This is a genomic window from Serratia oryzae (genome assembly GCF_001976145.1).
GTDB classification, from domain to species: Bacteria; Pseudomonadota; Gammaproteobacteria; order Enterobacterales; family Enterobacteriaceae; genus Chania; species Chania oryzae.
Genome location: NZ_MOXD01000003.1, coordinates 15,898 through 36,173 on the forward strand (window position 1 = coordinate 15,898; position 20,276 = coordinate 36,173).

Here is a 20,276-nt window from a genome sequence, read left to right on the forward strand (position 1 = left end):
AGGCATAAATAGAGTTAGCGTTATGACCTTCTATATCGCTGGCGTAGGCAGGTATCTTCTGGGTTATAACCATGTAAATGTAATGGTTAAAATTAATGACATTCCATGACATTCCGCATGAAAAAGCGTACTGCAAAAATTTATGCAAAATTGCTCAGAAAAGTGGAGAACTTGTGCGAGATAGGGCAATGGGAAAAAGCACTTTAGGGTACAAACTTCAGCAGCTTGCCGCACGTCGTCTATGATTAGAACTGTTGGAAACACGCATCTAAGGTTATTCCTATGCTAAGCCATTTATCCGGGCTAAAAAATCGTTACCCATTGCATATCCAGATTGCTGCACTGTTTACACTGTTGATTGTTACCATCGGCAGCGTGATCGTGATTTTCAGCCATAGCCAGCTGACCAAGTTAAGCGAGATCAGCACCAACCAGCAGTATCAGAAAACCGGTGAAGCCATTGCCGCTGAATTGGATGCGGTGACGCGCACCATGATGATGTCGGTCAATATCCTGGCGGGGATGCCCATTACCGAAGCCGCAGTGTTAGAGCAGCGAATGGCCTCCGTGGGCAAATTTGTCGAAATACTCAACCAGAATGACTATGCCAGTTCGGTCTACGTCGGCTACCCCAATGGGGATTTCTTTATGCTGCGTCGTATTACGGCCGCCAACCGCGCTTTTTTTAACGCAGCGGATAATGTGCACTGGCTGGTGCAGAGTAACCGTTTTTTTACCAGTAAACCGGAAAAGCTCCTCACTTATCTTGACGCTAACCAACAGGTGCTCAGCAGTAAAGTCGTCGATGACCCTCCGTTTGATCCCCGCTCCCGTGACTGGTTTATCCTGGCCTCAAAGCAACCTGGCTTGGTGGTCTCGCCAACTTATACCTTCAAAGGTACTGGCGAGACCGGTTTCACTTACAGCCGACGGGCAGATAATCAACATGCAGTGATCGGCATGGATGTTTCTTTGGCATCGCTCTCTCAATTCCTGCACCGCCAGGGGCTGCCCCCCAGTAGCCAGGCCGCTATCGTTAATTTTGCTAATGAAGTTATCGCCAGCCAGCCACAGCTAAACCGTGATGGCAGGCTGGATGATGAGGGCTTTAACCGCATTGAACGTATGCCCGTATTAAAAACGTTACTCGCTTTTCACCATGACAATGCCACTAATAGCACCAATAACAGCATTCAGTTTAAAGCACAGGGCCAAGACTGGTATGGAGCCGTAATCAACATTGAAAACACGAGCCACCACTATCATCTGGTGATCGCCACACCCTCTGCTTATCTCACCATCGGGGCGAATTCAATTCGTAACCGCTCAACGCTGGTTGCCTTTATCCTGTTGCTGTTTAGCCTGCCGGTAGTCTGGTATTTCTCATTACGCATCTCCAGCCCACTGATTAGCCTGCGCAAAGACGCCGAAGCCATCAGCAATCTGATCTTTGATGATAGAGAACGTGAGCACTCGGTTATTGAGGAGGTTGACGACTTACATCGTGCCATGTCAAAGATGAAACGAACGCTGAAGCAATTCATCTCGATGGGCAGCATATTGTCAGCCAAAGATAATTTCCCGCAGCAAATGCAGGGGCTGCTGAATGAAACCGCAGATATCGCGGCCATGAACGGCGGTGTGATTTTCCTGGCGGATAAAAACAGCGAGATCTTTACCCCTATCGCTTTTCATTGGAATGATGAAGATATCCCGCTGACGGAAATTGCCTCACTCCAATTTGATAAAAACGATCTCGCCACCTTTTGGCAAATACGCGAAGGCCAGTCGGTTTCCGGGGTATTGGATAACGAACATATTCCCAATCCGCTGCGTACATTCTTCCAAGCTCATCTTCCTCTGCAGTATATTGCCGTCCCTATGCAGACGCATGATGAAGAGTTATTGGGTTTCTTACTGCTGCTTAACACCGCTGAATTAACTACCGAACGCAAGAGCGCCAAAATACAGTTGGTTAACGCGCTGGTCGGCAGCCTCTCTGTCGCCATAGAAACACAGTACCTGTTGCAAGAGCAAAAAAATCTGCTGAATGCTTTTATCGAACTGATCGCCGGGGCGATCGACGCCAAAAGCGCCTATACCGGCGGCCATTGCCAACGGGTGCCTGAGATCACCAAAATGCTGGCCAAAGCGGCGGTTGACGTGCAAGACGGCCCGTTCGCGGATTTCACCCTATCGGAAAACGAGTGGGAAGAGCTCCATATCGCCTGCTGGCTGCACGACTGCGGCAAGATCACCACGCCGGAATTTGTGGTTGATAAAGCCACCAAGCTGGAACTGATTTACGATCGCATCCATGAAATACGCATGCGCTTTGAGGTGCTGAAAAGAGAAAAGGAGATCCTCTCTCTGCGTAACCGCCTGCCTGGCAACGATGATCTGGCGGAACAGCAGTTGGCTGAGGAATTGCGTCAGTTGGATGAGGATTTCTATTTTATCGCTCAATGTAACGTTGGCGGTGAGTTTCTTTCCGACGAGGCGCTCGCGCGCATTCGGCAAATCGCCAGCTATCAGTGGACCCGAACGCTGGACGATACCGCCGGGGTGTCCCAGGCTGAATGGGCTCGTAAAACGCGCCAGCCAGCCCCTGAGCTGCCGGTGCAGGAAGCCATGCTGGCAGATAAAGAAGAGCATATCATCTACCGGGATAGCAAAAACCACCTGCCGGAGAGCTACAACTTTAAGCTCAAGGAGCCCACTTATCTGTATAACTATGGGGAGATTTATAACCTCTCAATTCGCCGGGGCACGCTGAACGAAGAAGAGCGTTATAAGATCAACGAGCATATTATGCAGACCATTATCATGCTGAAAAAGCTGCCGTTCCCGCGCACCATGGCCAATGTGCCGGTAATTGCCGGTGGTCATCATGAGCGTATGGACGGTAAGGGTTACCCTTATCAATTGAACTATCAGCAAATGAGCATTCCGGTCAGGATGATGGCGATTGCCGACGTGTTTGAAGCCTTGACCGCCGCCGATCGCCCTTATAAACAGGGGAAAATGTTATCGGAATCGCTAAAGATCATGGCGGCAATGGTGAACGAAAATCACCTGGATCGTGAGCTGTTTATTCTCTTCCTGCAATCGGGCGTCTGGCATGATTACGGCGTGGCCTATTTACAGGCAGATAAGGTTGATGAAGTGGATATTGCGGCGCTGATCCAAAAGCTCGGCCCGCAAAATATCACCCTGTGATAATAGTTTTGTTAAGAAAGGGGATGCTTATCAGCTCATGCCGGTCAGTTAAGCACAAAACTACATAATCAGGCATCAATGGCTAAAGGAAACGCCCCCTCTCCCTGTGGGAGAGGGGACTCGTTCACCTTAACAGGCAAGCGTTATACGTTCCTTGTTGTTCCGACCACCAGCAGGCTACTGAGTCAGTAAATCCCGCAACGTCTGCAACAGTTTGCCCCCGGTTTGGAACTCATTCAGCAAAGAGAAATGGTTGCACCCGGCAACGCGCTGGTACATCACATGATTACCACATTGTGCTAACGCTTCGGCGTACTCTTGCGAATGGCGAATCAATTCGGGTAATTCATCGTCCCCCACCTGAACAGCAATCGGCCCCCCTAAACTGACAGAATGTATCGGGCTATAGTCACTGATTTCTTTTGGGGTCAGCGCGAGCTTATCATTCAGCCAGCTCAAACTGATGGGCTCCAGATCCACCAGCGCGCTGAGCGGCATCGCATGTGAGATTAACGGATGCCCGCGGTGAAGCGCCGTAAGATGCCCACCCGCAGAATGCCCAGACAGGCACACCTTGCCGGGGGTGATATTAAACATTGCCTGGTTGTTATGCAGAAAATCCAACAGCGCCCCAATCTCATTGACGATGGTTGTCATCGAGGCTTCAGGTGCCAAGGTATATTCCGCCAGAATAACGTTGATATTGCTGTTACACGGGCCTTGCGCGATAAAAGCAAAATCTTCTTTATTGCAATTCTGCCAGTAACCGCCGTGGATAAATATCAGCGTTGGCGCATCCTTCCCGTGAGCCGGGAAAAGGTCAAAACGGGTTCTGGCACCATTAGCGTAAGGGATATCACGCTGAACATTGGCCGCGGCATACCAGGCCGCACTCCGCTGTTGAAATTCAGCCAATAACGCTGGGAAATCACGCACGGCCTTGGTGTTATTGTAGGCCGCATCAAGCTGTAAACGATCCATATTCCGATAAAGGGGTGGCATACCGTTCTTCCCTCTTTGCTCAAGTCCCATGCCTCTCATCGCTTGCGTAGAGATTAAGAGGCAGCCAGCCGTGGGTTAACAAAAAACATGCAGCCTGCGGCCAGTAACGACGGCAAGGCAAAAGCCATGAAGTTCTGTTGCAAGGTTAATTCCAGATCGATTAATAACCCCCCCGCGAAAGGGCCGAGAATAGCACCGATGCGCCCGATCCCCAATCCCCACCCAAGCCCCGTTGCGGTCATGGTACTAGGGTAAAACCGCGCAACATAAGACGTCATGGCGATCTGAGTGCCAATCGTGCTGGCTCCGGCAATAATTAATAACAAATAAAGAAGGCTCATTGAGCTTTGCACCCCCAGCAACGCAATTGTCACCGAGCCCAGCAGGAAATAGGCGATCAGCACCGTTCTGCCACTCACTTTATCCATCAGCCAGCAGCTCGTTAACGCCCCGGAGATGGTGCCAAAGTGCAGTGCAAACAGAAACATCAGGCTGGAGCCCAACGGATAACCCGCCTGCAGCATCAGTTTAGGTAACCAGGAGGTCATGCCATAGATCACATACAGCGACATAAAGAACACCAGCCAGAACATCAGAGTGCTTAGCATTCGGCGATCGGCAAACAAGTCGCCGATGGCCATTTTTACCGGCCCCGCCCCGAGGGCGGATTGGCTGACAAACTCGGTCCCTGGCTGATGAATATAATCTGGTGCGATTTTTTCCAGCGCATTCTTTAAACGTTCATTCTGCTTGGTTTTAATCAAGAAGGCCGCTGACTCTGGTAAGTGCTTTAACATCCAGGGCAAAAACAGGATGGGGAAAATGGCGACGTAAAAGATAGACTGCCAACCCAGCAGCGGAATTAAGTAGATACCTAATATCGCGGCCCACATCCCACCGATGGAATAGCCACTGAACATCAAGCCCACCATCAAGCTGCGTTTGCTTTTCGGCGAGTATTCGCTGGTGAGTGCGGTCACATTAGGCATTACGCCACCCAGACCAATGCCAGCGATAAAGCGGCACCAGCCAAACTGCGAGGCATTAACGGTAAATCCGCACAGGAAGGTAAATAAGCTGAAGGTGATCACGCAAAGGGTAATCACCTTCTTCTTACCTATTTTGTCTGAAAGTGAGCCTAACGACAGCGCCCCCACCATCATGCCAATCAGCGTATAGCTCCCCAATAAACCGGCCTGCGTTGCCGTTAACCCCCAGTCAGCCATTAATTTGGGGAGAATCACCCCCAGCACGGCGAGATCGTAACCATCGAATATAATAATGTAGGCACACCAGAAAATAGTCAGCCGATGGATATTCTGAAATTTTGCATTGTCGATTATTGGCGTAATATCAACGACGTTTATCTCGATCTGAGCCATACAAGCTCTCCTTAGCGTAAAGGTATCAAACGGGAATCAGCTAGAAACAAAACGCTCAAAATACACCTGATGTTCGGCTACCGGTTGAGCAGACAGCCAGTTGCAGGTCGCTTCGATCATCGGCGGCGGCCCGCACAGATAGGCATCGAACGGTTGTTGCAGCAGGTGGCTTTCCAATGCATTAGTCACCCAGCCTTTTTTACCCTGCCATGCAGCGCTGGGATCGACCACCACCACCTGATAGCTGAAATGAGTCAGTCGTTGGCTCAGAGCGTCGAGCCGCGCCAGCTCGCTGATCTCACTCTCGCGGTTTACCCCGTAATACAGTGCGATCGGTTGCCCTCCGTCCCCTTGTTCGGCCAGGCTTTCCAGCATACTGAGAAACGCCGACAGCCCGGTGCCCCCGGCAACAAACAGCAGCGGGCGCTTCACCTCACGCAGATAGAATGCGCCGAACGGGGCGGTAAAGCTGATGCTGTCCCCCACCTGGCAACGCTGGCGCAAATAGTCACTCATCAACCCGCTCGGCAATAAACGGATCAAAAAGCGCACTACCGCCGATTGCGCGCTGGCGCTGGCATACGAATAGGCGCGGGTTTCCTCACTGCCAGGGATCTGAATGCGCGCGTATTGCCCGGGCAAGTAGTGCAGTTCCGGCGATCCTTCATCCAGCGTGATCTCCAGGGTGGCAACCGTATCCGAGAGCAGGTTCAGCGCACTCACACGTCCGCGATAGTGCTGCTGGCTGAGGTTGCAGATGCTGGAGTCGATATCAAAGTAGAAAGAACCTGGCGACGTCAGCCGAGTCTGGCAGGCCAGCATATAGCCCTGTTCAAGCTCGCTGGCACTCAGCGCCTCATCATCGACGTATTCCATTTCGATGGTTCCCGATTCACAACGGCCACGGCAGGTGGCGCAAACCCCTTCGCGGCAGTCCAGCGGCAACGAGATCCCGTGACGAAAAGCCGCATCCAGCAGTTTTTCATTCTGTTCAACCTGAATAAACTGCGTGAGTCCATCCCGGAAAATAATGGCGGCGCGATGGGTCATTGTCACTCCTGTATCAATACTGTTTATAACAACGGCGGCCGCAGCCGCCGTCCTGAGGCTAATCAGAGATGGTAGAAATCGAGCACTGAATCGATCTTGTCATTCAGCAGCAGCACGTGTTTGCTGGTGATTTTTAACTGCCCTTCCTGCCAACACAGGCGATAGGTAGCCCGGCCAAAGAAGTGGCGGCTTTCACCAAAGCGGTAGAAATGCGTAACCCAGTTGGCGCTAACATCAAGTTGCTCGTCAGCCCCTGCCTGGCAGCGCACGTTGTCGATCAGGTGCAGCGTGCGCGGCATCGGCGTACAGGCGGCCGACTTGCCGGTGCGAATGCGGAATACCCGATCCTCCAGGCCAGAACGGTTGGCATAGTAGATCAGCGACATTTCCCGCTTCGGATCCTGCGTATATTCATGTTCACTGCGCCACTGCGGCACGTGAAACTCGGCCTCTTCGGTGAAATAGCTGAGATAGCGATCCCAATCCTGCCGATCGCAGGCCTCTGACACCTGGTATAAAAATTGTTCAACGGCATAGTGCTGCTCAGGCGTGATGTTTTGCATGATTTATCTCCGTCATTTCAGCGGGCCGGCGCCTGCGCTATTTTTTTCTCCAGCCCCGCCAGCATCATTTGCTGCCATGCGCGGTGCTGGTTGACATACAGCCCTTCGTGGGTAATTTCGGTCCCGGTGATCGCAGGCGTAATGTTGAGAATGGCGCTGTTATGCGTTGCGCCGTACTGCCAGTGCTGATGCCCACGGGAGATATCGCTCCACGGCGTGCTGCGCGCTTCGAAGCCACGCTGCTGTTCGCGGAACTCCACCAGATCGTCCGGTGTCCCCATGCCGGATACGTTGAAGAAGTCTTCAAACTGGCGGATACGGCTTTCGCGATCCCGATCGGACTCCCCTTTCACCCCCAGGCACAGGCTGATCACTTCGGTTTTGTTCCAACTAACTGGGCGGATAATGCGCAGTTGGGAACTGATCTGATCCATAAAGAACAGGCTGGGGTAGATGTTGAGGTTACGCAGGCGATGCATGGTCCACTGCGCACGTTCCTGTGGGTATTTATCCAGCAGGCGCGGCATGATGCGGGCATAGCCGGGGCGAACATCGGCGGCGTTCGGCATATCGCTGAACAGCAGGCCGTGGCCATGTTTGAACGAGAACCAGCCGTCGTCGGTGTCTTTATCCCCGGCCCCCAGTTTGCTGTAGTCGAGCGTGCTGTCGCTGGCACCGTTACGCTGAATATTCAGCTCACGGCGGTGGTTGGCCGTCGAGACATAGTTATAGTGAACGGTGCTGACGTGGTAACCATCCAGCCCATTTTCATTCTGCAGCTTCCAGTTGCCGGGGTAGGTATAGGTCGAAACACCGGGCAACACTTCCAGTTCAGCGTTTTCAGACTGCTCCAGCATCATGTCGAAGAACAGCGTGGTGTCGCCCAGGAAATCGGTCAGGCTCTGCTCGGATTCGGTATCCAGGCTGATAAACACAAAGCCGCGATAGCTGGCGATACGCGCCGCTTTTAAGCCATGACGGCTTTTATCAAAGTCGCTGCCGTATTCCGCCGGGGCCTTTACCTTCGCCAGCGCACCGTCAGATTTATAGCACCAGGCGTGAAACGGGCAGGTAAAGGTGCTTTGGTTGCCCTGGCAAACGCGGGTCAATGTTGCACCACGGTGCTGACAGGTATTCGCCAACGCGTGCAGCTCACCCTTACCGTCGCGAGTGACCAGCATCGGCTGGCGGCCCGCTTGCACGGTGATGAAATCGTGCGGATTAGGGATTTGGCTTTCATGGCAGGCAAAGATCCACTGCTTTTCGAAAATCAGCTCCATTTCCAGGTCGAACAACTCCTGGTTGGTAAACATTGAGCGGGCGATGCGATAAACGCCCTCCGCTGGCCGAAAGTCGAGGCTGTTTTCAATCACATGCTGCCAGTGTTGTAACTCTTGTGGCGTGCTCACATTCATGCTCCTGTTATACCCTTGGCCCCCGGTTGTGCGCGTGCGCATGCAGCACCAAGTGGCAGAATATATTAAAATAATGAGGACAGGTTTTGCTCCGGCGGGCGTTATTCAACAGAGACTCACTGCCCCTGAACAGAGGCAGTGACAGGCCGGGCTACGCTTGAGCGCGTTTGCGTTCCACTTCGGCTTCTGGCGCGGCAGTACGTTCTTTATGCAGCGTGAAGTTGAAGTCGATCGAGGAGAAAGGCTTGCTGAGCTGTTTGCTGTCCAGTTGATCCGGTGCCGAAATCTTTTTCACCTGCGGCACCAGCCCCTCGCGGCTGGCGAAGGCGAAGTCGTCCCACAGATACTCATCACCGTCGATGTTGATCTGCGTGGTGAGCTTGCGGTAACCGTCGGCATAGACGAAGAAGTGGATATGCGCCGGGCGGCGGCCATGGCGGCCCAACAGGTTCAGCAACTGCTGAGTGGAGCCTTGCGGCGGGCAACCGTAGCCAGAAGGCACGATGCTGCGGAACTGATAGTTGCCTTGACTGTCGGTCACGATGGTGCGGCGCAGGTTGAACGCCGATTGGCTCTTATCGAAGAACGAATAGTTGCCCATCAGGTTAGCGTGCCAGACCTCGACGGTGGCCCCCGGCAGCGGCTTGCCGTTGGCGTCCATCACCGTGCCCTGCATAAACAGCACTTCACCTTCGGCACTTTCTGTGCCGTCATCCAGGCGGGCAAAGCCCTGGCAGACCGGTGCACCGGCCACATACAGCGGCCCTTCGATAGTACGCGGCGTGCCGCCGGTCAGGCCGGCTCTGGCTTCGGCTTCGTCAGCGCGAATATCGATGAAGCGTTCCAGCCCCAGCCCTGCGGCCAGCAGCCCCATTTCGTGGCTGGCACCGGTTTCCGCCAGGTATTCCAACCCTTTCCAAATTTCACTCGGCTGAAGATCGAGATCCTCAATCGCTTTAAACAGATCGCCCAGCAAGCGCACGGTAACCTGTTGAACACGTGGGTTAACTTCGCCTTTGGCGGTGTCAACAATAAAGCTGTTGACCAGGGTGTCGATATCGTTATGAGTCATGTCATTGCTCCGTATTGTTTACTGAGCCGAGGGGGTACAGTCCTGCGGCTATTTTTGGTTTTTAACGGCTTTCTTTTTTATTCTCCCCACCGGTATTTGCCCGGCAGGGAACAGCGACATAAACATTGGCAGGTGATGCACCCGCGGCCTAACTCAGCGATCGTCCTCCCTGATTGAGGAAGGGTGACGACATAGCGGCATAACCTGAATCTTCATGTAGGGGAACAGCGGCAGCTGCGACAACAGTTGGTGCAGCTCATCAATACTGCTGACGTCAAACAGGCTGATGTTGGAATACTGCCCCGCAATGCGCCACAGGTGGCGCCATTGACCGCTGGCCTGTAACGCCTGCGACTGGGCTTTTTCCGTTGCCTTTAGTGCGGCAGCTTCTGCTTCCGGCATCGAGGCGGGTAAATTAACGTCCATTCTTACGTGAAACAGCATAGCGATAGGTCCTTTAGCTTAGAGTTCTGTCAGCCACGGCGCAGAGCGGCGACTTTGTCGCGGTCGATCTCAACACCTAACCCCGCTCCGGTGGGCACCTGCAGCATAAAATCGCGGTAAACCAAGGGCTCGGTCAGGATGTCTTCGGTCAGCAACAGCGGGCCGAACAGCTCGGTGCCCTGGCTGAGATCGCTGAAGGTGGCAAATACATGGGCAGATGCCGCAGTACCGATCGCCCCTTCCAGCATGGTGCCGCCGTATAGGCCGATCCCCGCCAGCGTAGCGATATCGGCCACCTGGCGCGCCTGAGTCAGGCCGCCGGACTGGCTGATTTTCACCGAGAACACATCGGCAGCGGCATGGGTTGCCAGATCAAAGGCATCCAACGGCCCTTTCAATACTTCGTCCGCCATAATCGGCACGGTAAAACGCCTGGCGAGCCGGGCCATACCGGCGCGGTTTTCTGCACGGATAGGTTGTTCGATCAGATCGATCCCACCCGCCTCCAGTGCGGCGATGCCGCGTTCCGCGTCCAGCTCGTTCCAGGCCTGGTTGACGTCAACGCGCACGCTCACCTCATCGCCCAACGCCCGTTTGATCGCCAGCACGTGTGCCACATCGGCTTCCACCGCCCGCAGACCAATCTTGAGTTTGAAAATGCGATGACGGCGCAGCTCCAGCATCTTTTCTGCTTCCGCGATATCCTTCTGCGTATCGCCGCTGGCCAGCGTCCAGGCCACTGGCAGTGCGTCACGCACCCGCCCCCCCAGCAGTTCGCTGAGCGGGATATTCAGCCGCCGCGCCTGTGCATCCAGCAACGCCGTTTCCAACGCACATTTGGCAAAGCGGTTGCCCTGAATCGACTTGCGCAACCGAGCCATGGCCGGTGCCACCTGGCTGGCCTCCATCCCGATCAGTAACGGTGCCAGATAGGTATCAATATTTACCTTCACACTTTCCGGGCTTTCTTCGCCGTAGCTCAGGCCACCGATGGTGGTTGCTTCGCCCCAGCCTTCGATCCCGTCGTCACACAGCACACGCACCAACACCAGGGTTTGCACATTCACCGTGGCCACCGACAGGCGGTGAGGGCGGATTGCCGGCACGTCCAGCAGCAGAGTTTCAATGGCTTTAATCATATTTTTCCGGTATCAAACTTGGCGGATTGAGGTTGTATATGACCCTATATCCAACATATGCTGGCCGTCTAACACCGATTTGGCATCGTCTTCATACCTTAAAGGTATCAACATGGAATTACGGCACTTGCGCTATTTTATCGCCGTCGCGGAAGAGCAGAACTTCAGCCGCGCGGCAGAACGGCTGCACATCAGCCAGCCGCCGCTCAGCCGACAGATTCAACAGTTGGAAGACGATTTGGGGGTAGTGCTGTTTGAGCGCGGTTCCCGCCCGCTGAAGCTCACCGAAGCAGGCCGTTTCTTGTACGGCCATGCGCTGCAATTTCTGGCCCAGAGCGTGGAACTGAAATCAATGACCCAGCGGGTTGGGCAACTGGATCGTTCGCTGTCGATTGGTTTTGTTGCCTCAACGCTGTACGGGATCCTGCCGCGGCTGATCCGCCGTTTCCGCACGCAATACCCGGAAGTGGCGATGAGCCTGCAGGAGATGACCACCATGGAGCAGATCCAGGCGCTGAAAGAGGGCCACATCGATGTGGGTTTTGGCCGCATCCGCCATGAAGATGCCAACGTGCGGCGCATCATCCTGCGCGATGAAAACCTGATGGCAGCCTTAGCGGCCGATCACCCGCTGGCGAATGCGTCTGAACTGACGCTGCGCCATTTGCAGGCAGAAACCCTGATCGTTTACCCGCAAACTCCCCGGCCAAGCTTTGCCGATCAGGTGCTGGCAACCTTTCGCGATCGTGCGCTTGAGCCGCGCAAAATCATGGAGGTTCGCGAGCTGCAAGTGGCGTTAGGCCTGGTGGCCGCAGGCGAAGGCGTCACCTTGGTTCCTCAATGTTTGCACAGCCTGAAGCGCCAGGATGTGATCTACAAAGCCTTGAATGAGCAGTATCTGGTTTCCCCGATCATCATGAGCACCCGCTTGCTGGATGAATCAGAAGATATCAAGACGCTGCTGCACATGATCTACAGCCTGTATGAAGAGGAAGGCATCAGCTATATCAAGCCCTGAGATGAACTACAGCAACAACGCCAGCTCCATCGCCGCACGCTGGAGCTGAGGCAAGACTCTTTCACGCAGTTCTGAGGCCTGGACCTGCGAGGCATTAACCCCTACGTTCATCGCCGCCACTACCCCGCCTTTGCGCGAATACATTGGCACCGCGATAGAACGCAGGCCAAGCTCCAGTTGCTGATCGTTGATCGCATAGCCCTGGCGGCGCACCTGCGCCAGTTCAGCGCGCAACGCCTCGGCGCTGGTCACGGTGAAACCGGTCAACGGTTCGATCGCGACACGCGACAGATACTCTTCCAGCTGTTGAGCATCCAGCGCGCTGAGCAGCACCATGCCCATTGAAGTGGCGTAGGCTGGCAAGCGGCTGCCGCGCCCCAGATCGATGGTCATAATGCGTTTTACCGAAGCACGGGCGATATACAGGATATTGTCGCCGTCCAGCGTCGCTACCGAGCAAGATTCGTTCAGCAGCTTGCTCAGGTAATCCAGTGAGTTCTGCGCGGCTTTCGCCAGCTCTGAGGATGAAAGATAGGCGTGGCCCAGGGTTAACACGCGGGGTAACAGGCGATAGTGGCGGCCATCCGGGCAATGCACAAACCCCAGCGCATTTAGCGTATACAGGCACCGGCGCACCGCAGCCCGCGGAATGCCGGTGATCTGGCTGATCTCTGACACCGACATCTCCGAATATTGCGGCTTAAACGCCTGCAACACTTCCAGGCCTCTGGCCAGCGAGGCCATAAAATTCGGATCGCCCTTGTATTGGTCGTTGGCCAATTCGCTGATTTCCTGCAGCCGCTGCAACTCTTCGGTAGCACACTTTGGTTTATCACTCATCCTTGCCTCCAATTACTCCTACGAATCACCGCACTATACCCTCAGCAACCAGAAACAGCCTGATAGGCGGCGGCAAATGCCAAATTCTCTACCTGCGTCACAAAATTAACATCAAAATAACAAATGTTCCGATAATCGCACAATATGATGATAATCGCACTTGTCGCTCAATTTTTACTCCTCTAAGTTAAAACCAGCCAAACCTCTTGGCACCGCAATCAACCGCATACTCAGGAGAAGCAATGATCAACAAAAGCATGCCTTCCACCGACGCCGCCGTGGCCGATATTCATGACGGCGCCACCCTGATGGTGGGGGGGTTTGGCCCGGCAGGCCAACCTTATGCTCTGCTGGATGCCCTGATCCGCCGCCGCCCGCGTGAGCTGACGCTGATCAGCAACAACGCGGGCAACGGCGATTTCGGCCTGGCGGCGCTGCTGAAAGCCGGTTGCGTACGCAAGGTGATTTGTTCGTTCCCGCGCCAGTCTGATTCATGGGTATTTGACGATCTCTACCGCCGTGGCGAACTGGAACTGGAACTGATCCCGCAGGGCAACCTGGCCGCACGCATTCAGGCCGGTGGTGCTGGGCTGGGGGGAATTTATACCCCGACAGGCTATGGCACCTTGCTGGCCGAAAATAAGGAAACCCGCGAGATCGATGGCCGCCAATATGTGTTCGAACTGCCGCTGAAAGCCGACTTCGCGCTGATCAAGGCCGAGCGTGCCGATCGCTGGGGCAACCTGGTGTACAACAAAACCGGGCGCAACTTCGGCCCGATCATGGCAATGGCCGCCACCTGTACCATCGCCGAGGTTAATCAGCAGGTTGCGCTGGGTGAACTGGATCCGGAAACCGTGATTACCCCCGGGATCTTCGTACAGCGCCTGGTCATCTCCCCCGCCAACGCTCAACAGCTTTCAGCTTAAGGAATGGTTATGTCAAAACTCACTCATGCGCAACTGGCCGAGCGGATTGCCCGTGATATCCCGGAAGGGGCCTACGTGAACCTGGGGATTGGGATCCCGACCCAGATCGCCAACTACTTGCCCGCCGACAAAGAGATCTTCCTGCATAGCGAGAACGGTATTCTTGGTATGGGCCCAGCCCCCGCCGCCGGTGAAGAAGATCCCGAGCTGATCAATGCGGGCAAACAGGCGGTCACCCTGCTGCCCGGCGGCTGCTTTTTCCACCACGGCGATTCTTTTGCCATGATGCGCGGCGGGCACCTGGATATTTGTGTCTTGGGTGCCTATCAGGTTTCGCAGCGTGGTGATTTGGCCAACTGGAGCACCGGCGCGCCTGGTGCCATCCCGGCGGTGGGCGGCGCGATGGATTTAGCGATCGGTGCTCGCCAGGTGTATGTAATGACCGAACACCTGACCAAAAAAGGCGAGTGTAAGATCGTCAAAGAGTGCACTTATCCTCTGACCGGCGTTGGCTGTATCGACCGCATCTACAGCGATCTGGCGGTGATCGACGTTACGCCACAGGGTTTGGTGGTGCGCGAAATCTTTGGCGGCCTGACGCCACAGCAGCTGCAGGACATCACCCCGGTCGAACTGACTTTTGCCCTTCAACAGAGAGAGAAACAGCATGAATCCAGCGTATCTGTGTGATGCCGTCCGTACCCCGTTCGGCAAGCTCAACGGCAGCCTGGCCAGCATCCGCGCCGACGATCTGGCCGCCCTGCCGCTTAAAGCTCTGCAACAGCGCCACCCGGCGCTGGACTGGAGTGCGCTGGACGATGTGCTACTGGGCTGCGCCAATCAGGCCGGTGAGGATAACCGCAACGTGGCGCGGATGGCGCTGCTGCTGGCGGGCCTGCCTACCTCCGTCCCCGGTTGCACCATTAATCGCCTGTGTGGTTCCAGCCTGGATGCGGTAGCGATGGCCGCACGCGCCATCAAAACCGGGGAAAGCAATTTGCTGATCGCCGGTGGCGTAGAGAGCATGTCGCGTGCGCCGTTCGTGATGGGCAAAGCGGAAAGCGCGTTCAGCCGCAGCATGCAACTGGAAGATACCACCATGGGCTGGCGCTTTATCAATCCGCAGATGAAAGCGCTGTACGGTGTGGAATCCATGCCTCAAACTGCTGAAAACGTAGCGCTGAAGTTTGGCATTAACCGCCACGATCAGGATGCTTTTGCGTTACGCAGCCAGCAACGCACCGCCGCCGCACAAGAGAGTGGCTTCTTCGCTAGCCAATTGACGGAAGTCAGTATCCCGCAGAAAAAGGGCGAGCCGCTGCTGTTCACTCTGGATGAACACCCTAGAGCGACCACGCTTCAGGCGCTGGAAAAACTGAAGCCAGTAGTCACCCCACAGGGAACCATCACCGCGGGCAACGCGTCCGGCCTTAACGACGGCGCTTGTGCATTGCTGTTAGCCAGCGAACACGGTATGCAGCAGCATGGCCTGCAACCGCTGGCGCGCATCGTGGCCAGTGCCGTAACCGGCATTGAACCGAGCATTATGGGCTTTGGCCCGGTGCAAGCGGTGCGCAAAGTGTTGAATCTTGCCGGGCTGAAGCTGGATCAGATGGATGTATTCGAACTAAACGAAGCCTTTGCCGCACAGGCGCTGGCGGTTACCCGCGAACTGGGGCTGGCGGACGACGCGCCGCAGGTGAACCCGAACGGCGGTGCCATTGCTCTCGGCCATCCTTTGGGTGCCTCTGGCGGCAGGCTGGTGATGAATGCCGCCTGGCAACTGCAAAAAACCGGTGGTCGCTATGGCTTGTGCGCTATGTGTATCGGCGTCGGCCAAGGTATCGCCCTGATTATCGAGAGAGTGTGAGATGACTATCGACTATCGCCTGGATGGCCCAAGTACAGCACCTTTGTTGGTGCTGTCTAACTCGCTGGGCACCACTTTTGAACTGTGGCAACCGCAAATGGCAGCGTTGACGCAACGGTTCCGCGTGCTGCGTTACAACCAGCGGGGCCACGGCACCACGCCGCTGCCAGCGATGCCGCTGACGCTTGATATTTTGGGGCAGGACGTGATCGCCCTGCTCGATAAGCTGGATATGGAACGCGCCTATTTCTGCGGTATTTCGATGGGCGGGCTGACCGGCCTGTGGCTCAACCGTTATCATCCGCAACGTTTCCACAAGCTGGCGGTGGCCAACACCGCCGCGCGGATCGGCAGCGCAGAAGGTTGGCAACAGCGCGCGCAACAAGTGCAGCAAACAGGGTTGGCCCCTATCGCTGCCGCTTCTCCCGCCCGGTGGTTTACGGAGGATTTCCAGCGTGACCAAGCGCAACTGGTCGCCAGCTTGGTAAAACAACTGGCACAGGGCAATGCGGCGGGCTACGCTGCCTGCTGCCAAGCGCTGGCACAGGCCGATCTGCGGGCAGAAGTGCCGCACATGGCGGCCCCGCTGCTGGCGATTGCCGGGGAACATGATCCGGTTACCACCGTCACCGATGCCGAATGGCTGGTGGCCAACGCACCGAATGCCGTGCTGGCCATCTTACCCACCTCGCACATCTCTAACGTGGCTTGCCCGGTGCGGTTCAGCCAGCAGGTAATGCAGTTCTTCACAGCGTAAGTCTCCAAGCCAGGCAGGTTGGGTGACCTGTCTGGCTTTAACATGCTGGACGACTCTATTTTTTCTGGCGCTAAGCCATATTCCGTATTGCGCTCCTTCAAGAGAACGTTTTCTCCCGATCTGCCCTCGCAGCCCGGCTCGGTAACGCCAGGCGCTGCGTCCTTATTACCTGGTTTAATACGGTAATAAACTCAGACTCACGGCTAAAAATCATATTAATTAAAAGATTACGATCAGTGGCTTAACTCACCCACTCCAAAACAGGACAATTTACAGCCAATTATTGGTTTATTTTTGAGCAAAAAATGTGTAGAGTTTCGCCTTCTTCAAGGATCCATCCGGGCGTTGTAACCAGGGATAGTTGTTTAGTTTTCACTTTTGATGTCACTCATGCTAAAGATTTTTACTCCGTTACTTGTTGTTTTAACCTCGTTATCCGTTTTTTCTGCCGCAGCGAGCACCAGTACCAACATCAAGCAGGATTTTTTTAATTCATCCTTTGCCAGCAGCAATAGCCCTGATAAATCAGGCGATAGCGACACGCAGAGACTTAAAAAAATCCTGTCACACTATGATGAATGGGAAGGCGTACGCTACAAATTCGGTGGCAATTCGCGTAAAGGCATCGATTGCTCTGCCTACATGCAGCGCATTTTTGCCGATGAGTTTTCGCTCAATTTGCCAAGAAGCTCGCATGAACAGAGCAAGTTAGGCTCGCACGTTGCCAAAGACGATCTTGCTACGGGCGATCTGGTATTTTTTAAAACCTCTGCGCGTGAACGCCATGTTGGCGTGTACATCGGGGATGGCAAATTCCTGCATGCTTCCACCAAAGTGGGCGTGACGGTTTCAGAATTGGACAATCAATACTGGAAGACAAAGTACGTTCAGGCACGGCGCATCAATCATGCCGAAGTCTGAGTTCACTCAGCCGGCGGTTATACTCGTTATACTTCAAGCTGCTTGTAAGCTACGTACTGTCGCCTACAAGCAACTCGAATTATGTTGAGTAAGGCGCTTATACTTTTTTGCGGTTGCGACGCATATCGATGGCCACTGCGGCCACGATGATGATGCCTTTGATAATGTCCTGAATATAGGAATCCACGCCGATAAAGGTGAAGCCACTTTTTATCAGCCCGAGGATCACCGCCCCAATCAGGGTGCCGGTAATGCGCCCGACTCCCCCCATCAAGCTACTGCCGCCGATCACCGCGGCTGCGATAGCATCCAGCTCATAAGAAACCCCCATGCTCGACTGCCCGCTGCTGACGCGCGCCGCCAGTACCACGCCAGCCAGCCCCGCCAATCCCCCGGCAATGGTGTAGACCGTCACCAGATATTTATTGACGTTGATGCCCGACACTTTGGCCGAAGTCATGTTGCCGCCAATGGCATAAATGTATTTACCATAGCGGGTATGCTTCAGGGCGACGTGGAAGATCACCGCGATCACCAGGAAAATAATCACCGGCATCGCACCTTGCCCGATCGCCGTAAAACCGTCTGACAGGAAACTGACCGGGTTCCCCTTGGTGTAGTACTGCGCCAGACCTCGTGCCGAAACCATCATCCCCAGCGTGGCAATAAACGGTGGAATACCGGTACGGGTAATGAGGAAACCGTTGATAAATCCGCAGAGGATCCCAACGCCGATCCCAGCGCCGATCGGAATAACAGCGGGCAGATCGAGCAGAGCAGGATACATAGGGGAGATGCTGTCTGAGGTTTGCGCCAGGCTGGCGGCCACCACCGCCGTCAGGGCGATCAGTGAGCCGGAGGAAAGATCGATACCGGTGGTAATAATGACCTGCGTCACCCCCACCGCAATAATCCCGATAATCGCCACCTGCAGCACAATCAGCAACAAGCGGTTGGGGTTCAGCAGGAATGATTGATCGCGTATCGACCAACCGAGAATTTCAAAGATCAGCGCAATGCCGATCATGACAATAAAAATACCGGTGTCTTTCGGCATCTTGCCATTCAGGCCGGAAAGCAGCGAGGTTTTATTCGGCGCTGCGGCCGTGAAAGATTTATCCAGGTTTGCGTTACTCATTGTGGGTCACCTTTAGGTTATTCCGAGGCTAGCGCCATGACTTTTTCCTGGTCTGCTTCATTTTTATCCAGGATCCCGGTGATGCGCCCCCCATGCATGACCATGACGCGATCGCTCATGCCAAGAATTTCTGGCAATTCCGATGACACTAAAATAATGGCTACGCCACGGTTCGCCAGTTCACTGATCAGCCGATATATTTCCGCCTTTGCCCCGACGTCGATACCGCGCGTAGGCTCATCGAGGATCAATATTTTCGGTTGCGCTAACAGCCAGCGGGCAATTAACACCTTTTGCTGATTACCGCCGCTGAGATTATTAATAATCTGATCCATGGTTGGCGTTTTGATATTGAGCTTCTTAATCTGCTCCATGCAGTCTTGCGCCATTTGCACATGGCTGACAAAACCGTTTTTGCCGATATATTCGGAGAGATTGACAATACTCATGTTCTCCACCACCGACAGCACCAGAAACAGCCCGGACTTTTTGCGATCTTCCGTCAGAAAAGCCAGCCCCTGCTCGATGGCTTTTGACGGTGAATCTATTTTCACCGGCTGGCCTTCAATCAAGATCCTGCCCCCCTCGGCAGGATGCATGCCAAACAGGCTCTCCATCACTTCGCTGCGGCCCGCGCCCACCAGCCCGGCCACACCGAGGATCTCACCGCGTTTGAGGCTAAAAGAGATATCCTGGAACCAGCCTGCACGGCGCAAACCTTCAACCCGCAGCACCTCTTCACCAATGTTGTTATTGAACTTGGGGAACATGTGGGTTAATTCGCGGCCCACCATCATGGTGATCAGCGATTGTTTGGTCAGGTTTGCGGTTTTATCGCTGGCGATAAAGGTGCCATCACGGAAGATGCTCACTTCATCAGTAATCGCAAAGATTTCATCCATCTTGTGGCTGATATAAATAATCCCTTTCCCCTGCTCACGCAGCTCGCGAATAATCGCAAACAGGTGTATGACCTCCCCTTCGGTTAATGCCGAGGTGGGTTCATCCATAATCAATACGTCGGCGTTGTAGGACACCGCCTTGGCAATTTCCACCATCTGTTGGCTGGCGATACTTAAATCCCCCACCAACGTTTCCGGCGTTAATTTAATATTGAGCCGCAGCAGCAATTCGCGGGTTTTCCGGTTGAGTTCGCCGTGGTTCACAAAACCCAATCTGGCTGGTTCGCGCCCCAGCCAGATATTTTCGGCTACCGTCATATGCGGCACCAGATTCAGTTCCTGGTGAATCATCGAAATCCCGGAATGCAGGGCCTCCAGCGTATCGCTGAACGCCATAGTCTGGCCTTTGACTTTTATTGTGCCTGCGTCAGGACGATAAATACCGATCAGACATTTCATCAGCGTCGATTTACCGGCACCGTTTTCGCCCATTAACGCATGCACGCTGCCCGGTTTGATTTTAATAGAGACGTTATCCAACGCTTTGACACCGGGAAATTGCTTGCTGATACCCTCAGCCTCAAGCACATAGGGATGCATATCGCTCACCTCCGC

The 20,276-nt window shown here is 54.5% G+C and carries 18 protein-coding genes; 7 read left to right on the plus strand and 11 right to left on the minus strand.

The genetic code is table 11. From position 1 onward, the window contains the following. Positions 1-282: 282 nt before the first annotated feature. Positions 283-3,219 (plus strand): HD domain-containing phosphohydrolase, encoded by a 2,937-nt coding sequence (locus BMI79_RS06020; RefSeq protein WP_076941255.1) that lies wholly within the window; start codon positions 283-285, stop codon positions 3,217-3,219. Positions 3,220-3,396: 177 nt separating this feature from the next. On the opposite strand, the gene BMI79_RS06025 is transcribed toward BMI79_RS06020, so the two are convergent. The 8 genes from BMI79_RS06025 to BMI79_RS06060 all read right to left on the minus strand — a co-directional run bounded on the left by BMI79_RS06025 (position 3,397) and on the right by BMI79_RS06060 (position 11,286). After that, on the minus strand, positions 3,397-4,221 hold the full coding sequence (locus BMI79_RS06025; protein WP_076941256.1) for an alpha/beta hydrolase: 825 nt from the start codon (positions 4,219-4,221) through the stop codon (positions 3,397-3,399). A 53-nt stretch (positions 4,222-4,274) separates the two neighbouring features. Beyond that, on the minus strand, positions 4,275-5,603 hold the full coding sequence (locus tag BMI79_RS06030; protein WP_076941257.1) for an MFS transporter: 1,329 nt from the start codon (positions 5,601-5,603) through the stop codon (positions 4,275-4,277). A gap of 36 nt (positions 5,604-5,639) precedes the next feature. Then, a complete protein-coding gene (antC, locus tag BMI79_RS06035; RefSeq protein ID WP_076941258.1) occupies positions 5,640-6,653 on the minus strand; it encodes an anthranilate 1,2-dioxygenase electron transfer component AntC in 1,014 nt (337 codons plus the stop codon). 62 nt (positions 6,654-6,715) lie between these two features. Then, the gene (gene antB, locus BMI79_RS06040) at positions 6,716-7,216 is read right to left on the minus strand and encodes an anthranilate 1,2-dioxygenase small subunit (RefSeq protein ID WP_076941259.1); all 501 of its coding nucleotides are present in this window, start codon (positions 7,214-7,216) and stop codon (positions 6,716-6,718) included. A 17-nt stretch (positions 7,217-7,233) separates the two neighbouring features. Then, positions 7,234-8,625 carry an anthranilate 1,2-dioxygenase large subunit gene (gene antA / locus BMI79_RS06045; RefSeq protein ID WP_076941673.1) on the minus strand — a complete coding sequence of 464 codons (1,392 nt, stop codon included), beginning with the start codon at positions 8,623-8,625 and terminating at the stop codon, positions 7,234-7,236. 157 nt (positions 8,626-8,782) lie between these two features. After that, positions 8,783-9,703, minus strand: coding sequence for a catechol 1,2-dioxygenase (gene catA / locus BMI79_RS06050; RefSeq protein WP_076941260.1), 921 nt, complete (start codon positions 9,701-9,703; stop codon positions 8,783-8,785). Between the two features lie 153 nt (positions 9,704-9,856). Beyond that, positions 9,857-10,147, minus strand: coding sequence for a muconolactone Delta-isomerase (catC, locus tag BMI79_RS06055; RefSeq protein WP_076941261.1), 291 nt, complete (start codon positions 10,145-10,147; stop codon positions 9,857-9,859). Between the two features lie 29 nt (positions 10,148-10,176). Beyond that, entirely contained in the window at positions 10,177-11,286 is a 1,110-nt protein-coding gene (locus tag BMI79_RS06060; protein WP_076941262.1) for a muconate/chloromuconate family cycloisomerase, read from the minus strand. A 112-nt stretch (positions 11,287-11,398) separates the two neighbouring features. Here BMI79_RS06060 and BMI79_RS06065 point away from each other — a divergent pair, with 112 nt between their 5' ends. Further along, positions 11,399-12,304 (plus strand): LysR family transcriptional regulator, encoded by a 906-nt coding sequence (locus tag BMI79_RS06065; protein ID WP_076941263.1) that lies wholly within the window; start codon positions 11,399-11,401, stop codon positions 12,302-12,304. A gap of 6 nt (positions 12,305-12,310) precedes the next feature. Here the strand turns inward: BMI79_RS06065 and BMI79_RS06070 are convergent, their stop codons facing one another. After that, the gene (locus BMI79_RS06070; protein ID WP_076941264.1) at positions 12,311-13,144 is read right to left on the minus strand and encodes an IclR family transcriptional regulator domain-containing protein; all 834 of its coding nucleotides are present in this window, start codon (positions 13,142-13,144) and stop codon (positions 12,311-12,313) included. Positions 13,145-13,386: 242 nt separating this feature from the next. Between BMI79_RS06070 and BMI79_RS06075 the strand changes: the two genes are divergently transcribed. The 5 genes from BMI79_RS06075 to BMI79_RS06095 all read left to right on the plus strand — a co-directional run bounded on the left by BMI79_RS06075 (position 13,387) and on the right by BMI79_RS06095 (position 17,621). Next, positions 13,387-14,073, plus strand: a complete 687-nt coding sequence (locus tag BMI79_RS06075; protein WP_076941265.1) for a 3-oxoacid CoA-transferase subunit A — start codon at positions 13,387-13,389, stop codon at positions 14,071-14,073. Between the two features lie 9 nt (positions 14,074-14,082). Continuing rightward, complete coding sequence (locus tag BMI79_RS06080; protein ID WP_076941266.1) at positions 14,083-14,763, plus strand: 3-oxoacid CoA-transferase subunit B; 681 nt, start codon at positions 14,083-14,085, stop codon at positions 14,761-14,763. Then, positions 14,741-15,943, plus strand: coding sequence for a 3-oxoadipyl-CoA thiolase (gene pcaF / locus BMI79_RS06085; RefSeq protein ID WP_076941267.1), 1,203 nt, complete (start codon positions 14,741-14,743; stop codon positions 15,941-15,943). The genes BMI79_RS06080 and pcaF overlap by 23 nt, the downstream gene beginning before the upstream one ends. A gap of 1 nt (position 15,944) precedes the next feature. Beyond that, positions 15,945-16,700: a 3-oxoadipate enol-lactonase gene (gene pcaD, locus BMI79_RS06090; RefSeq protein ID WP_076941268.1), complete on the plus strand. Its 756-nt coding sequence runs from the start codon at positions 15,945-15,947 to the stop codon at positions 16,698-16,700. A 390-nt stretch (positions 16,701-17,090) separates the two neighbouring features. After that, positions 17,091-17,621, plus strand: coding sequence for an NlpC/P60 family protein (locus tag BMI79_RS06095; protein ID WP_076941269.1), 531 nt, complete (start codon positions 17,091-17,093; stop codon positions 17,619-17,621). Positions 17,622-17,718: 97 nt separating this feature from the next. On the opposite strand, the gene BMI79_RS06100 is transcribed toward BMI79_RS06095, so the two are convergent. Next, complete coding sequence (locus BMI79_RS06100; protein ID WP_076941270.1) at positions 17,719-18,759, minus strand: ABC transporter permease; 1,041 nt, start codon at positions 18,757-18,759, stop codon at positions 17,719-17,721. 17 nt (positions 18,760-18,776) lie between these two features. Beyond that, positions 18,777-20,261: a sugar ABC transporter ATP-binding protein gene (locus BMI79_RS06105; RefSeq protein WP_076941271.1), complete on the minus strand. Its 1,485-nt coding sequence runs from the start codon at positions 20,259-20,261 to the stop codon at positions 18,777-18,779. Between the last annotated feature and the right edge of the window lie 15 nt (positions 20,262-20,276).